Consider the following 14851-nt stretch of genomic DNA (forward strand, 5'->3'; position numbering starts at 1 on the left):
GGTTACCGCTCGTACAGTGCGACCCCCACGGTCACATACAACCCGCGCACCGTCGGCCAGCTGCGATCCGGCCACGGCACCTCGGCGAGCCGCTTGGCCGCCGGGGTCACCGCCCTGCGCCGCCGCGCTTCCCGCTCGGCCAGCCGTTCAGCATCGATTCGATCCACCGGCGTCTCCAACCCCGCGATCCACACCGCACCACCTCGGACGAATCCACGCTACGCCGATGAGCTGGGCTCTCGAAGGGTTTCGAGAGCCCAGCTGACACCCTTACCCCGTGAGCAGCTCGCGGCCAGGGATCGCCTCGAGCAATGCCCGCGTGTAGTCCTCGCGCGCAGACGCGAACACCTCGTCGGTCGTGGCCGCCTCCACCACCCTGCCCTCGCGCATGACCAGCACGTTGTCCGCGATCTGCCGAACAACCGCCAGGTCGTGGGTGATGAACAGATACGTCAGCCCCAGCTCGGCCTGGAGGTCGTTGAGCAAGGTGAGGATCTGCGCCTGGACCAGTACGTCCAGCGCCGAGACCGCCTCGTCGCAGACCACCATCTCGGGCGAGAGGGCCAGCGCGCGGGCGATCGCCACCCGCTGACGTTGCCCGCCCGACAACTCGTTGGGATAACGCCGCAGCACCGACGCGGGCAGCGACACCTTGTCGAGCAGGTCACGCACCACCGCTTCGCGCTCGGCGGGAGTACCGATCTTGTGCACCCGCAGCGGTTCCTCGATCGTGCGGAAGATCGAGTACATCGGATCGAGCGAGCCGTAGGGATTCTGGAAGATCGGCTGCACCCGACGCCGAAAGGCGAACGCGCCCTTGCTGTCGAGCTTCGCGACGTCCTTGCCGTCGAACTCCACGGTGCCCGACGTCGGTTCGAGCAGGCCGAGCACCATCTGTGCGATGGTCGACTTGCCGGATCCCGACTCACCGACGATCGCGGTGGTGGTGCCGCGACAGACCGTGAAACTCACATCGTCGACGGCCACAAAGTCCGTGGACAGCCACGGCCGCTTGCCGCGAATCTTGAACGCCTTGGACAGGTTTCGCACATCGAGCACGGCGTCGAGCAGTGCGTCGGCGGCCTTCTCGGCGACAGCTACTTCGACAGCCTGCGCGCGCACTTCGGCCCGCTGCCGCGACGACGACATCCGCGATGCCGCCAGCGACGGCGCCGAGTTCACCAGCTTCTTGGTGTACGCGTGCTGTGGATCGCGCAGAATCTGCAGTGCGGGACCGGATTCCACCACCTTGCCGCGATACATCACCACCAGGTGCTCGGCCCGTTCCGCGGCGAGGCCGAGGTCGTGGGTGATCAGCAGCACCGCGGTCCCCAGCTCGGTGGTGAGCTGTTCGAGATGGCCGAGGATCTGGCGCTGCACCGTGACGTCGAGCGCCGAGGTCGGCTCGTCGGCGATCAGCAGCTTCGGCCTGCACGACAGGCCGATCGCGATGAGCGCGCGCTGCCGCATCCCGCCGGAGAACTCGTGCGGGTACTGGTTCACGCGGCGTTCGGCATCGGACATACCTGCCTCGGCCAGCAGTTCCACCGCGCGTTCGCGGGCCGCGGCGCCGGTGGCGATACCGTTGGCCACCAGGGTTTCCCGAATCTGGAAGCCGATCTTCCACACCGGGTTCAGGTTCGACATCGGGTCCTGTGGAACCAGGCCGATGCCGTTGCCACGGATGGCGACGATCTCCTTCTCCGACGCTTTCGTCAGGTCCTTGCCGTCGAACAGGATCGAACCGCCGGTGACCTTGCCGGTGCCGGGCAGCAGGTTGATGATGGCGTGCGCGGTCGTCGACTTACCCGAGCCGGATTCGCCGACGATGGCGACGGTTTGCCCGGGGTAGACGGTGAGGCTCACGCCGCGAACGGCGGGGATCTCCTTGCCGTCGGAGGTGAAACCGACGTCCAGGTCCCGGATTTCGAGCAGTGGCTCCGGTGCGGATTTGTCGAGGCTCATCGGGTGCGCTCCTTCGGATCGAGCGCGTCGCGCACCGCGTCGCCGAGCATGATGAAGCTCAGCACTGTGATGGCCAGCGCGGTCGCCGGATAGAACAGGATCGGCGAGGTACGGATCTCGGTCTTGGCGCGGTCGATATCGGCGCCCCAGGACACGATGCTCGGCGGCAGACCGACGCCGAGATAGGACAGCGTCGCCTCGGTGACGATGAAGACGCCGAGCCAGATGGTGGCGACCACGATCAGCGGACTCGCCGAGTTGGGCAGCACGTGTTTCATCAGCGTGCCGAGACGCGACACCCCCAGCGCCTTCGCGGCGGTGACATATTCGCTGTTCTTGGCCTCGATCACCGCGCCACGCGTGATGCGCGCGGCCTGCGGCCAGGTGAAGGCCACCAGGATCGCGACGACCGTCATGATCCCGGCGGGCCGCAGCAGCTGCAGCAGCACGATCGCGGCCAGCACCATCGGAATGGCGTAGAAGATCTCGGCGATGCGCGAGACGATCGTGTCGAGCAGCCCACCGTAGAACCCGGAGAGCGCGCCGAGGATGCCGCCTACCAGCAGGAACAGCATCGCCGATGCGATGCCGACGCTCACCGACGCACGCGCCCCGTAGATGGTGCGCGCATAGATGTCACAGCCCTGCTTGTCGAATCCGAACGGATGACCCTCGCGCGGGCCGTCCATGCCGAACTCCCCCAGGCACAACCGCGGGTCCTGGCTGGTGAACAACGACGGCCACAGCACCACGAGCATGACGAACACGATCAACACCACCGAGACCAGGAACACGGGGTTTCGGCGCAGTCGCCGCCACGCGTCGCCCCAGATGCTGGTCGGGGTGCCCTGGTCCAGGACGCGGTCGGTGGCGAGCACCTCCACCTCGTCGGCGGGGGCCACGAAATGCTGTTGCTTGTCATGCATAGCGGATCCTCGGGTCCAGTGCGGCGTAGAGCAGGTCGATCACGAGGTTGACGATCAGGAACACCACCACCAGCACCGTTACGAACGACACCACCGTGGGCGGCTCGCCGCGGATGATCGCCTGGTACATGGTGCCGCCGACGCCGGGAATGTTGAAGATGCCCTCGGTGACGATCGCGCCCGCCATCAGCGCGCCGAAATCGGCGCCGAGAAAGGTGACGACCGGGATCATCGAATTCCTGAGAATGTGCACGCTCACCACGCGTCGGCGCCCGAGCCCTTTGGCCGTCGCCGTGCGAACGAAGTCGGCGGATTTGTTCTCCGCCACCGAGTTTCGGGTCAGCCGCAGCACATAGGCGAACGACAGCGAGCCGAGCACGAACGCGGGAACGATCAACTCGCCCAGGCTCGCTTTACCCGTGACAGTAACCGGGGCGATCCCCCATTTCACACCGAGAAAGAATTGCGCGAGATAACCGACGACGAACACCGGCAGCGCGATGATCACCAGGCTCGCGATGAGCATGGTCGAATCGAAGAGTTTGCCCTTCCGCAGCCCGGCGATCATGCCGAACAAGATGCCGAACAAACCTTCGATGAACACGGCGAGAAACGCCAGCCTGATGGTGATCGGAAAGGCGCGCTCAAGTTCTTCACGGACTGGCCTGCCCGAGAACGAGGTGCCGAAATCTAAAGTGAGAATCCCCTTCAAGTAATGCAGGTACTGCACGATGAAAGGCTGATCGAGGTGATATCGGGCGCGCAGTACCGCCTCGGCGGCCGGCGTCAGCTGTTTCTCGCCGGCCAACGCCTTGATCGGGTCACCCGGAATCAGAAAGACCATTGCATAGATGAGCAGCGTCGCGCCCAGGAATACCGGGATCATCTGGAGCAGACGCCGAACTACGTACCAAGCCATCGTTACCTCCGAAAACGACCGGGGCCGAGCCACTTCGCAGTGGCCCGGCCCAGCTGTCGAGTTCTATTTCTCGATGTTCTCGAAGTCGAACAGGCCGTTCCAGGTGAGCTCAGCCTTGGTGACCTTGTCCGAGCGGCCCGCGTTGGCGACGTAGTCGAACACTGGGATGTCTGCCATCTCCTTGATCATGATCGCCTGCGCTTGCGCGATCAGCTTGTAGGAATCCGCCTGCGTCGGGGCGGCGAGGGCGGCGTTGAACAGCCGGTCCACCTCGGGATTGTTGTAGTTGACGTTGTTGGTCTCGGAGAAGCTGTAGTACTGCGAACCGAGGAACTGCATCATCGTGGGGTAGTCGCCCTGCCAGCCGTAGCGGAACGCGGTACCGATCGTCTTGGCGTTCACCGCGTCGCGAATGTTCTTGAACGTCGGCATCGGGTTGGCGACCGCGTCGATGCCGAGGGTGTTCTTCACGCTGTTGGCGACAGCTTCGATCCAGGCCTGGTGGCCGCCGTCGCTGTTGTAGGTGATCTGGTACTGACCCGACCACGGCGAGATCGCATCAGCCTGCGCCCACAGTTTCTTGGCCTGGTCGGGGTTGTAATCGAACACTTCCGCACCCGGCAGGTTCGCGTCGTAGCCGGGCAGGGTCGCGGCGGTGAAGTCGCGCGACGGCGTGCGCGTGCCGTTGAAGATCTTGTCGATGATCTGCGGGCGGTTGATCGCCATCGAGATGGCCTTGCGACGCAGAATGCCTTCCTCGCCACCGAAATGCGGCACGGTGGTCTGGATGCCGATGTGCTGGTTCTGCGCGGTCGGCTTGGTGATCGCACGGTCGCCGAGGTCGCTCTCGTACGTGGTGATCGCGCTGTCGGGAATGGTGTCGAGGGTGTCGAGATTTCCGGCCTGCAGATCCGCGTACGCGGTGTCGTAGGACTGGTACATCACGAATCGGAGGCCCTTGTTCTTGGCCGGACGGCCACCGGGATAGTCCGGGTTGGGCGTGAGATCGATCTTGACGTTGTGTTCCCAGGAACCGAACGCGTAGGGACCGTTGCCGATCGGCTTCTCACCGAACGCCTTCATATCCTTGAAAGCGGCATCGGGCAGCGGATAGAACGGCGCGTAGCCGAGCGCGCTCTCGAAGTCGATCGAGGGCGACTTCAACTCGACGGTGAAGGTACGGTCGTCGACGACCTTCAAGCCCGACATCGTCTTGACGGTGGGATTCTCGGCGCTCACCTCGTCGAACCCGGCGATCGGGCTGTACACGTAGCTCTGCAGCTGCGCGTTGTCGGCGAGTGCGCCGTAGTTCCACGCGTCGACGAACGATTTCGCGGTGACCGTGGTGCCGTCGGTGAACTTCCAATTCGGCTTGATGGTGATCTTGTACGACTTCCGATCAGCCGTCTCGATCTTCTCGGCCACCTCGTCGTGGGCCTCACCGTTGGCGTCGTAGTACTTCAGCCCGGCGAACAAACGGTCGACGACGCGGCCGCCCATGTTCTCGTTGGTATTGCTGGGCACCAACGGATTCTGCGGCTCGCCCGCATTGGTGGTGACGATGCTCGAATCAGCACTGTCGTCGGACGAGCACGCGGTGAGACCGAGGCTTGTGGCCGCCAGTCCCGCCGCGACCAGCGCGGTCGCTCTGATGAATCTCAACGCTCTCTCCCGGTTCAATTCCGTGGCTAACGGTCGGAGGTTAGCGGCTCCGGCTGGATTTTTCAGCGATCCGAGCCATTTTCAGTTCACATGTATCAGTACGGTTACTCGCTGGAAACGCAGGAAAAATTGCCGAGCCCCTCGCCCTCGGCAGAAAAATATGAACAAATATCGGGAACGCTCAGCTGAACCGTTGAGTAAAAACGATAGCTCGCGACCGTCCGGTCTGTCCGGCGAAGTCATCGGATGAACTAGCCCTATTGACCGCCGCGAAACATCGTCACGACAACGGGACACGCCGTCGCGGGTCCGTTGGCTACTGTCTAGACAGCTGGGCCGCACCCCGGCGACCGACCCGACCGCACCAGGCATGTGAGGCTGAACCGACGTGACCGAAACTGCTGCAGGACACCAGGACTCGTTTCCGCCCAGTACGGAATTCGCCGCCGCCGCCAACGCGGACGCCACGCTCTACGACCGTGGCGAGACCGACCGCGACGGCTTCTGGGCCGAACAGGCCAACCGGCTGCACTGGCACAAACCCTTCACCGAGGTACTCGACTGGACCGACGCGCCGGTCGCGCGCTGGTTCGGCGACGGCGAGCTCAATGTCGCCTACAACTGCGTCGACCGCCACGTCATCGACGGGCACGGCGACCAGGTCGCCATCCACTGGGAAGGCGAACCCGGCGACTCGCGCGACATCACCTACCGCGAACTGCTGGAAGAGGTCTCGCGAGCGGCGAACTACCTGACCGAGCTCGGCCTGGAGGCAGGCGATCGCGTCGCGATCTACATGCCGATGGTGCCCGAGGCGATCGTGTCGATGCTGGCGTGCGCGCGACTGGGACTCACGCACTCGGTGGTGTTCGCGGGATTCTCGCCGAGCGCGCTGCGCCAGCGGGTCGACGACGCCGAGGCCCGATTGATCATCACCACCGACGGTCAGTGGCGGCGCGGCAAGCCCGCACCGCTCAAGGAGGCCGTCGACGAGGCGCTGGCAGCCAAGGGCGACGTGCCGTCGTCGGTGGAGCACGTGCTCGTGGTGCGCCGGGTCGGCACGGAGGTGCCGTGGACCGACGGTCGCGATCTGTGGTGGCACGAAACCGTCGCCGCCGCTTCGCCTTCGCACGACGCGCAGCCCTTCCCCGCCGAGCACCCGCTGTTCATCCTCTACACCTCCGGCACCACCGGAAAGCCCAAGGGCATCCTGCACACCACCGGCGGCTACCTCACCCAAACCGCCTACACCCACCACAACGTCTTCGACCACAAAGCCGGAGACGACGTCTACTGGTGCACCGCCGACATCGGCTGGGTCACCGGACACAGCTACATCGTCTACGGCCCCCTCGCCAACCGCGCCACCCAGGTCGTCTACGAAGGCACCCCCAACTCCCCCGACGAACACCGCCACTTCCAGATCATCGAGAAGTACGGCGTCACCATCTATTACACCGCACCCACCCTGATCCGCACCTTCATGAAATGGGGTCGTGAGATCCCCGACGCCCACGACCTGAGCACCCTGCGACTGCTCGGCTCCGTCGGCGAACCCATCAACCCCGAAGCCTGGCGCTGGTACCGGGAAGTCTTCGGCGCGAACAAGACTCCGATCGTCGACACCTGGTGGCAGACCGAGACCGGCGCCATCATGATCGCGCCGCTGCCCGGCGTCACCGCGGCCAAACCGGGCGCCGCGATGGGCCCGCTGCCCGGCATCTCCGCGACGGTCGTCGACGAAGAGGGCAAACCGGTGCAGCTCGGCGAAACCGAGGCCAACGGGTACCTCGTGCTGGACAAGCCGTGGCCGTCGATGCTGCGCGGCATCTGGGGCGATATGGATCGCTACCGCGCCACCTACTGGGAGCGCTACGCCGAGCAGGGATGGTACTTCGCGGGCGACGGCGCCAAGCTCGACGCCGACGGCGACCTGTGGGTGCTCGGCCGGGTCGACGATGTCATGAACGTCTCCGGACACCGCATCTCCACCGCCGAGGTCGAGTCCGCGCTGGTCGGGCATCCAGCCGTCGCCGAGGCGGCGGTGGTCGGCGCCACCGACGCGACCACCGGGCAGGGGATCGTCGCGTTCACGATCCTCACCGGCGAAGCCGCGGCGTCGGCGGGCCCCGAGCTCGTCGCCGAACTGAAGGCGCAGGTGTCCAAGGAGATCAGCCCGATCGCGCGGCCACGCGAGATCCACATCGTGCCGGAACTGCCCAAGACCCGCAGCGGCAAGATCATGCGCAGGCTGCTGCGCGATGTCGCCGAGGGACGCGAGCTCGGCGACACCTCCACGCTGGTCGATCCGGGCGTTTTCGAGGCCATTCGCACCGGGAGCAACTGACGCGCACCGGCCGGTGACATCGGATGTCACCGGCCGGGTCCGTTAGGATCGCGTAGAGGTGTGCCGGGAAGTCTGGTCGGCATGCGGTCGTGAATCCGAGTCGATGAGCGCCCGCAGTTCCGTCGACCCCTGCCGGAAGGCTTGCCCTTGATCACGCGCGTCCGCTCCGAGCTCACCCGCTATCTCCGCACCGAAACGGTCGGCGGTGCGCTGCTGCTCGTGGCCGCCGCGGTGGCCCTGATCTGGGTGAACTCGCCGTGGGGCGCGAGCTACCAGACGATGGTCGACACCCACCTCGACATTCCCGCACTGCACCTCGACCTCACGTTGGCCGATTGGTCCAAGGACGGACTGCTCGCGATCTTCTTCTTCGTCGCCGGGCTCGAGCTCAAACGCGAGTTCGCCGTCGGCGAGCTACGCGACCCGAAACGGGCAGCGCTGCCGGTCATCGCCGCGGTGGGCGGTGTGATCACCCCGGCCGTGATCGCGCTGGTGGTGGGCCACGGCGTGCCCGGCATGGACAAGGGCTGGGCCATTCCCGTCGCCACCGATATCGCCTTCGCGCTCGCGATCCTCGCGATGACCGGTTCGCGGATCCCCACCAGCGCGCGGGTGTTCCTGCTGAGCCTGGCCGTGGTCGACGATCTGCTCGCCATCGTTCTCATCGCGGTGCTGTTCACCGCCTCGCTGTCGCTGCTGTGGCTGGCCGCCGCCTTCGCCTGCTGCGGGGTGTGGGCACTGGCCCAGAAGCTGCGCCTGCACACGCCGCTGTTCTACATTCCGGTCGCGCTGGTGTGCTGGTACGCGCTGCACGAGGCGGGCATCCATCCGACGCTGGCCGGCGTCGCACTCGGGTTGCTCACCAGGGTCCGCAAAGATCCCGGCGAGGAGATCGCGCCCGCGACGCACCTCGAGCATGTGGTGCAACCGATCTCGGCCGGGTTCTGCGTACCGGTGTTCGCGCTGTTCGCCTCCGGTGTGCCGCTCAACGGCGCAGTGTTCGGATCACTGTTCACCGACCGGCTCGCGCTGGCGATCATCCTCGGGCTCCTGCTCGGCAAAACCATCGGAATCTTCGGTGTGAGCTGGGTCGTTATCAAGCTCGGCTGGGCGAAACGCCCAGCCGGACTGGAGTATCGCGACATGTTCGCCCTGTCGGTACTCGGCGCGATCGGGTTCACCGTTAGCCTTCTCGTGGCGGAACTCGCGCTCGCCGACGTCGGCGACGATGCCATCGATCTTGCCAAGGCCGCCGTTCTGGTGACCTCGATGGCAGCATCGCTGATCGGATCGGCGCTACTGTTGCGCCGAGGACGTGTGCACCAGGCGCGCCGCGATGCAGACCAGTTACCACAGGGAGAAGGGTCGACGAAGTGAGTTACACCCAAGGCGGAAATGACGGTCGGACGGTCACTTCGATCCCGTTGACCGACGCCAATCCGCCCGGATCGGCGAGCATCGGCAGCCTCGTGCGCGATGCCACCGAGCAGATGTCGACACTGGTGCGCGCCGAGGTGGCGCTGGCCAAGGCCGAGGTCACCGGTGAGATCAAGAAGGGCCTCACCGGCAGCGTCTTCTTCATCCTCGCGCTGACAGTGCTGCTGTTCAGCTCGTTCTTTTTCTTCTTCTTCCTCGCCGAGCTGCTCGACATGTGGCTGTGGCGCTGGGCCGCGTTCCTGATCGTGTTCTTGCTGATGGTGCTCACCACTGTCCTGCTGGCCTTGCTCGGCTGGCTCAAGGTACGGAAGGTGCGCGCGCCGGAGAAGACGATCGGTTCGCTCAAGCAGGCCGCCGAGGTGCTGCCCGCCGCGTTCACCCACCGCGACGCGGCCGACGCGCACGCGGCCATCGGATCCAGTGGTGCGGGCGCCACTTCGCTGGAGAAGTCGAGCAACCGATGACGCGCCGGGCGGGCCCGGTCGCAACAGCCGGACCCGCCCACTAGGCTCGATCGGCGTGTCGTCCAATTCATTCCCGGATCCCTCCAGCGTCCGTTTCGACGGACCGTGGACCCACCGGGACGTGCACGCCAACGGAATCCGCTTCCACGTCGTCGAAGCAGTCGCCGCCGAAACCGACGGCACGGACCGCCCCGAGGCGCCCCTGGTGCTGCTGCTGCACGGTTTCGCCGATTTCTGGTGGTCGTGGCGGCATCAGCTGACCGCGCTCGCCGGCCACGGGTATCGCACCGTCGCCGTCGACCTGCGCGGCTACGGCGACACCGACAAACCACCGCGTGGCTACGACGGCTGGACCCTCGCAGGCGACATCGCCGGCCTGATCCGGGCGCTCGGGCACACCGAGGCCACGCTCGTCGGCCACGCCGAAGGCGGCCTGGTCTGCTGGGCCACCGCGGTGCTGCATCCGCGACTGGTCCGCTCGATCGCGCTGGTGAGCTCGCCGCATCCCGCCGCGCTCAAGAGCGCCGTGCTGCGCGATCCGGCCCAGCGGGCGACCTGGCTGCCCGATTTCCTGCGGTATCAGCTACCGCGCTATCCCGAAAACCTGCTCACCCGACGTGGTGGCGCCGAGGTGGAGCGCCTGCTGCACGATCGGGTCGGTGAATCCTGGTCGCGCAGTGCGGAATTCGTCGAGACCGCGTCGCGGATGCGCCATGCCATCCGGATTCCGGGGGCCGCGCACAGTGCGCTGGAGTATCAGCGCTGGGCATTTCGCAGCCAGTGGCGACCGGACGGCAAGCGGTTCATGGCCACGATGCGCACCCCGATCGACATCCCGGTGTTGATGCTGCGTGGCGAACAGGATTCGTATCTGCTGGATGCGACGTACCAGCGGGGAGAGTCGCTGTCGCCCCGTCGGACGCTGGTCTCGATACCGCGAGCGGGGCATTACGCGCATCAGGAGAACCCCAGCAAGGTCAACGAGGCGCTGACCGCGCACTGGCGCGAGCAGAACGGTGTCAACGGGTCACCGCCCCACGACGACTTGGTTTCGCCGTGATATCGGAGCGCTGGCGCGCTCGAGCGGGGCCCCTGAGGCCCCGATCTTCCCTCCCTACGGGTACTCCTTCGTCGCACCCTTCGGTCAGTCCAGATCGGGGCGGGCCCCTTTGGTAGAGACACATCAGGATCACCCGGCCCAGGCTGTGTGGGGGGGCGACGACATCGGGATTACCTGCTCCGGGGCTGGGTGATCAGCTCAGTACGCAGGCGCCCGTGTTGACCGGTGTGCTGCTCGGAGCGGCCGCGGCCAGTTCGGACGCGACCTCGTGCAGGGTGAGGACGTAACCGGTGTCGTCGTCGGTGACTGCCGCGCCGAAGACCACGCCGAGGAGCTGACCCTCGGCGTCGACCAGCGGGCCGCCGGAGTTGCCCGCGCGGACCTGACCGCGCACCGTGTAGACCTCACGTTCGACGGTGCCGTCGCGGTGGATGGTCGGGCCGGTGAGGTCGAGAGTCTCGCGGACACGGGCCGCGCTGGCGGTGTACGGGCCGCCACCGGGGTAACCGAGCACGATCGCGCTCTCGCCCGAACTCGCGGGCTCAGGGGCCTGGGGCAGCACGGGGGCGGTCAGACCGGGGACGGCGAGGACCGCGATGTCCTTGGACGGGTCGAACAGGACCACGGTGGCGTCGAGCGCGCCGCGCGCGGTGTCGACCGACACGGTGTTGGTGCCCGCCACGACGTGCGCGTTGGTCATCACGCGTTCCGGCGCGACGATGAAGCCGGAACCTTCGAGCGCCCGCTGGCAACTGGGTGCGGTGCCGCGGATGCGCAGCACGCTCTGCTGCAGCGACGCCGCAACAGGGCTGGCCAGCACCGAGGGATCCGGCGGTTCGACGGCGGCGATCGGAGCTCGGCCGAACGGGCCGATCACATCGGGCAGGCCCGACGTGTCGAGCAGCTTGGAGAATTCGTTGGGAACCTTGCGCAACCAGTCCGGCGCGACCGAATTGACGTCGGCGAGCACCTTCGACCCATTGATCGCGGCGGCGACAGCGGGCTGGGACGCGGTGGCCAGCGGCAACGCGAGCAGCCACGCCGCGACCAGCACGGTCACCGCCTGCAAGACCGCGCCGACAACGCTGTCCACGCTGCGCGCGACCGGCTGACGGATGCTGGTGCGCGCGGCCCGGCCGAGCACCATGCCCGCCACCTCACCGACGATCACCAGTAGCACGATCAGCAGGATGCCGCCGAGTACCCGGCTGCGACCCTCACTGAGGTGCTTGAGGATGTGCGGTGCGATCAGAATGCCCGCGACCGCGCCCAGCGCGACACCGAAGAACGCCAGCGCCGACGCCACCGCGCCCTGCCGCCAGCCGGTGGACGCCGCGACCAGCGCGATCAGTACCACCGCGATGTCGAGCCATACCGAGGCGGTCACAGGGTCATTCCGACCGCAGCCAGCGAGCTCTCCAGGTCACGCACGTCGCCCCGATCCCAGTTTCGTTCCCACCCAGCGGATTTGATGATGCCGGCGAGGATACCGCCGGTGAGTCCCCACACCAGCATGCCGTCGACCTGGAACGCGGGGCTCTGGTAGCCGAGACTGCCACGCACCATGAATCTGTGTGCCGGATCGAGCAATTCGGTGAGCGGCACACGCACGACACGCTCGGTTTCGCCCTGATCGACGACGCGGACCGCGCTGGGTGCCCGCCAGTAGCCGAGCACCGGGGTCACGTCGAATTTCGACGGCGGAACGAACAGTTTCGGCAGCAGGGCGAACGGCTGGACACCGGCGGGATCGAGTCCGGTCTCCTCCGCGGCTTCGCGCAGGGCAGTGCCGACCGGGCCATCGTCGCCGGGATCCTCGGCACCGCCGGGGAACGCGATCTGGCCGCGGTGCTGGCGCATGGTCGAAGCACGCTGAGTGAGCAGGACGTCGGCGTCGGCGGGCAGGCCCCCGGGCACCGACTCGTCGGCGTCGGGCGAGCCGCCGAACAGCACGAGGACAGCGGCCTGGCGTGGCCTGCCGGTGATCGACATGGCCCGGCGCAGGGCGCGGGAAGTAGCGAGCGTGTCGTCGGCGTCGGGACCGCCGGATCTGATCGCGGTGCGCAACCACGAGGGAACGCCGGAATCGTCGAGCCTCGCTACATCGTTCACGCCATCGCCTTCGATCCACACGCCACTGTTACGTCCTCTGTCATACCGTGACCCCGAGCTTCGCGGATACCGTATCCGCGATGTCGGCCACGTCGGCAAACGTACGCACCTCCACGCTCGCGATGGTGCCGTCGGCCCGCACGAGCACCGAGACGGGCAGCACCGCGGGCGCACCGACCGCACTGCGCACGGCGGCCTGCGGATCCTCGACGCCGGGCAGGGTGATGCCGAGTCCGGTCAGCCGAGACAGTGCCTTCGCCTCGTCGGGATCGCTGTGCACGGTCATGACCGTGAGTGCCGTGCCCGCCCGCTGCGCGAACTCCTGCAGATGCGGCAACTCGGTGGCGCAGGGCCCACACCAGTAGGCCCACAGGTTGAGCAGCGCGGGCTTTCCGGCGAGCGCCGCGGCGAGATCGACAGGCTTGCCATCCGCCAGACAGCTCACCTGGAGACCGGTCAGCGGCCCCGATCCGGTCGCCGATGCGGACGCGGGCGACGGGCAGGGTTGCGACCCCGCCGCCGCTCGTTCCTCGGCCGACACGCCCGACGTCTGCTGCGATGTCCGCGCAACGACGCCGGTGGTCTCGGAACCCTCACGCGGCCACAGCGCCACTGTGGCCGCGACGACCAAGATCACCGCGGCGAGCACCCAGCGCACAGCGGGCCGCCGCAGCAGCGAGGCTTCGCTCACAGGCCGACCATGTTCAGCAGGTGATCGCGCTCCGGGCCCTTCACCAGCTCCGCGGCCACCGCCGGGTCGGTGGGGCCGAGCCCGAACGACGGGCAATCGTCGGCGAGCACGCACGCGCCGCAGGCCGGCTTGCGCGCATGGCACACCCGACGGCCCTCGAAGATCACCCGGTGCGAGAGCATCGTCCAGTCCTTGCGCTCGAACAGCGCACCGACCGCGTGCTCGACCTTGACCGGATCCTCCTCGTCGGTCCACTTCCAGCGGCGCACCAACCGGCCGAAATGGGTGTCGACGGTGATACCGGGCACATCGAACGCGTTGCCGAGGATGACGTTGGCCGTCTTGCGCCCGATCCCGGGCAATTTCACCAATTCGTCCAGAGTGTGAGGCAATTCACCGTCGTATTTTTCGACCAGCGCCTGGCCGAGGCCGATCAGCGAACTGGTCTTGTTCCGGTAGAAGCCGGTGGGCCTGATGTATTCCTCCAGCTCCACACGGTTGGCCTGCGCGTAGTCGTAGGCACTGCGGTACTTCGCGAACAGGGCGGGAGTGGTGAGGTTCACCCGGACGTCGGTGCACTGGGCGGACAGGATCGTCGCAACGGCCAGTTCCAGCGGAGTGGTGAAGTCGAGCTCGCAGTGCGCGTCGGGGAACGCCGCGGCGAGCGTGCGGTTGATCCGGCGGGCGCGCCGGACCAGTCCGATCCGCGTTTCCGCAGCTATCGCACGGTTCTTGCGCTTGCGGGCGGCCGAGATGCCGGTGGGTGCGGCGGCCGAATCCGCTGCCGGATCGGCATCGCCTGCGGCGGCGGGGGCGGGGGAAACGGGCACCGCTTCACCATACGGAACCACTACGACAACATTGCCCGGCCAGTTTGCCCGCTGTGTTCCATCTGAGACCTGGACCGTGTTTACTGCCAGTCATGCAAGGACTCGCTGTGGTGCTCTTCCCAGTGCTGTTGATGCTGTTCGCGCTGGGGATGGAGCGGGTCGAGAATCGGCTCCGAAAGCTTCTCGAACCCGACGAAGAGGTTCAGCAGTACCTGGACAACGCCAGCAACGCCGAAGTGAAAGAGCTGACGAAGCTCGGCCTGCCCGCCGCCGTGGCGCGCGTGCGCAAGCGCCGTTCCCGTACCTCCGAATTGGATGTCGCACGGGCGAGCTAAACGATCGATTCTCAACGCGCAATCCACTCTTTACGTGGTGTCTGTCACTGCGGTGCCGGAATGCCGCGTAGACTGCGCGGTTGGTCGATTCGCTCGACCAGGT

General features: G+C 66.6%; 14 protein-coding genes. 5 read left to right on the forward strand and 9 right to left on the reverse strand.

The features are described from left to right. Positions 1-2: 2 nt before the first annotated feature. The 5 genes from ACFULV_RS28080 to ACFULV_RS28100 form a co-directional block, all read right to left on the reverse strand. Positions 3-167 (reverse strand): hypothetical protein, encoded by a 165-nt coding sequence (locus ACFULV_RS28080; protein WP_378638760.1) that lies wholly within the window; start codon positions 165-167, stop codon positions 3-5. Between the two features lie 103 nt (positions 168-270). Continuing rightward, positions 271-1965, reverse strand: coding sequence for an ABC transporter ATP-binding protein (locus tag ACFULV_RS28085; RefSeq protein ID WP_378661809.1), 1695 nt, complete (start codon positions 1963-1965; stop codon positions 271-273). Beyond that, positions 1962-2891 (reverse strand): ABC transporter permease, encoded by a 930-nt coding sequence (locus tag ACFULV_RS28090; protein WP_378638755.1) that lies wholly within the window; start codon positions 2889-2891, stop codon positions 1962-1964. The genes ACFULV_RS28085 and ACFULV_RS28090 overlap by 4 nt, the downstream gene beginning before the upstream one ends. After that, positions 2884-3810: an ABC transporter permease gene (locus tag ACFULV_RS28095; RefSeq protein ID WP_378638753.1), complete on the reverse strand. Its 927-nt coding sequence runs from the start codon at positions 3808-3810 to the stop codon at positions 2884-2886. Before ACFULV_RS28095 ends, ACFULV_RS28090 begins: the two co-directional genes overlap by 8 nt. A gap of 63 nt (positions 3811-3873) precedes the next feature. Beyond that, positions 3874-5472 (reverse strand): ABC transporter substrate-binding protein, encoded by a 1599-nt coding sequence (locus tag ACFULV_RS28100; protein WP_378661812.1) that lies wholly within the window; start codon positions 5470-5472, stop codon positions 3874-3876. Between the two features lie 388 nt (positions 5473-5860). On the opposite strand from ACFULV_RS28100, the gene acs reads away from it, so the two are divergent. The 4 genes from acs (at position 5861) to ACFULV_RS28120 (ending at position 10780) form a co-directional block, all read left to right on the forward strand. After that, positions 5861-7819 carry an acetate--CoA ligase gene (acs, locus tag ACFULV_RS28105; RefSeq protein WP_378661815.1) on the forward strand — a complete coding sequence of 653 codons (1959 nt, stop codon included), beginning with the start codon at positions 5861-5863 and terminating at the stop codon, positions 7817-7819. A gap of 147 nt (positions 7820-7966) precedes the next feature. Further along, the gene (nhaA, locus tag ACFULV_RS28110; RefSeq protein ID WP_378661818.1) at positions 7967-9196 is read left to right on the forward strand and encodes a Na+/H+ antiporter NhaA; all 1230 of its coding nucleotides are present in this window, start codon (positions 7967-7969) and stop codon (positions 9194-9196) included. After that, a complete protein-coding gene (locus ACFULV_RS28115) occupies positions 9193-9720 on the forward strand; it encodes a phage holin family protein (protein WP_378638743.1) in 528 nt (175 codons plus the stop codon). Before nhaA ends, ACFULV_RS28115 begins: the two co-directional genes overlap by 4 nt. A 55-nt stretch (positions 9721-9775) precedes the next feature. Next, complete coding sequence (locus tag ACFULV_RS28120) at positions 9776-10780, forward strand: alpha/beta fold hydrolase (RefSeq protein ID WP_378661821.1); 1005 nt, start codon at positions 9776-9778, stop codon at positions 10778-10780. 193 nt (positions 10781-10973) lie between these two features. Here the strand turns inward: ACFULV_RS28120 and ACFULV_RS28125 are convergent, their stop codons facing one another. The 4 genes from ACFULV_RS28125 to nth are packed head-to-tail and all read right to left on the reverse strand — an operon-like array spanning position 10974 to position 14338. After that, positions 10974-12167, reverse strand: coding sequence for a MarP family serine protease (locus ACFULV_RS28125; RefSeq protein ID WP_378638738.1), 1194 nt, complete (start codon positions 12165-12167; stop codon positions 10974-10976). After that, positions 12164-12892, reverse strand: a complete 729-nt coding sequence (locus ACFULV_RS28130; RefSeq protein WP_378638735.1) for an NUDIX hydrolase — start codon at positions 12890-12892, stop codon at positions 12164-12166. The genes ACFULV_RS28125 and ACFULV_RS28130 overlap by 4 nt, the downstream gene beginning before the upstream one ends. A 40-nt stretch (positions 12893-12932) precedes the next feature. Further along, positions 12933-13583, reverse strand: a complete 651-nt coding sequence (locus ACFULV_RS28135; protein WP_378661824.1) for a TlpA family protein disulfide reductase — start codon at positions 13581-13583, stop codon at positions 12933-12935. Then, on the reverse strand, positions 13580-14338 hold the full coding sequence (gene nth / locus ACFULV_RS28140) for an endonuclease III (protein WP_378661925.1): 759 nt from the start codon (positions 14336-14338) through the stop codon (positions 13580-13582). Before nth ends, ACFULV_RS28135 begins: the two co-directional genes overlap by 4 nt. Before the next feature lie 182 nt (positions 14339-14520). On the opposite strand from nth, the gene ACFULV_RS28145 reads away from it, so the two are divergent. Beyond that, positions 14521-14748 carry a hypothetical protein gene (locus ACFULV_RS28145; protein WP_082843785.1) on the forward strand — a complete coding sequence of 76 codons (228 nt, stop codon included), beginning with the start codon at positions 14521-14523 and terminating at the stop codon, positions 14746-14748. The last annotated feature ends 103 nt before the right edge of the window (positions 14749-14851 follow it).

This window comes from Nocardia sp. NPDC057272 (genome assembly GCF_042668615.1).
Lineage (GTDB): Bacteria > Actinomycetota > Actinomycetes > Mycobacteriales > Mycobacteriaceae > Nocardia.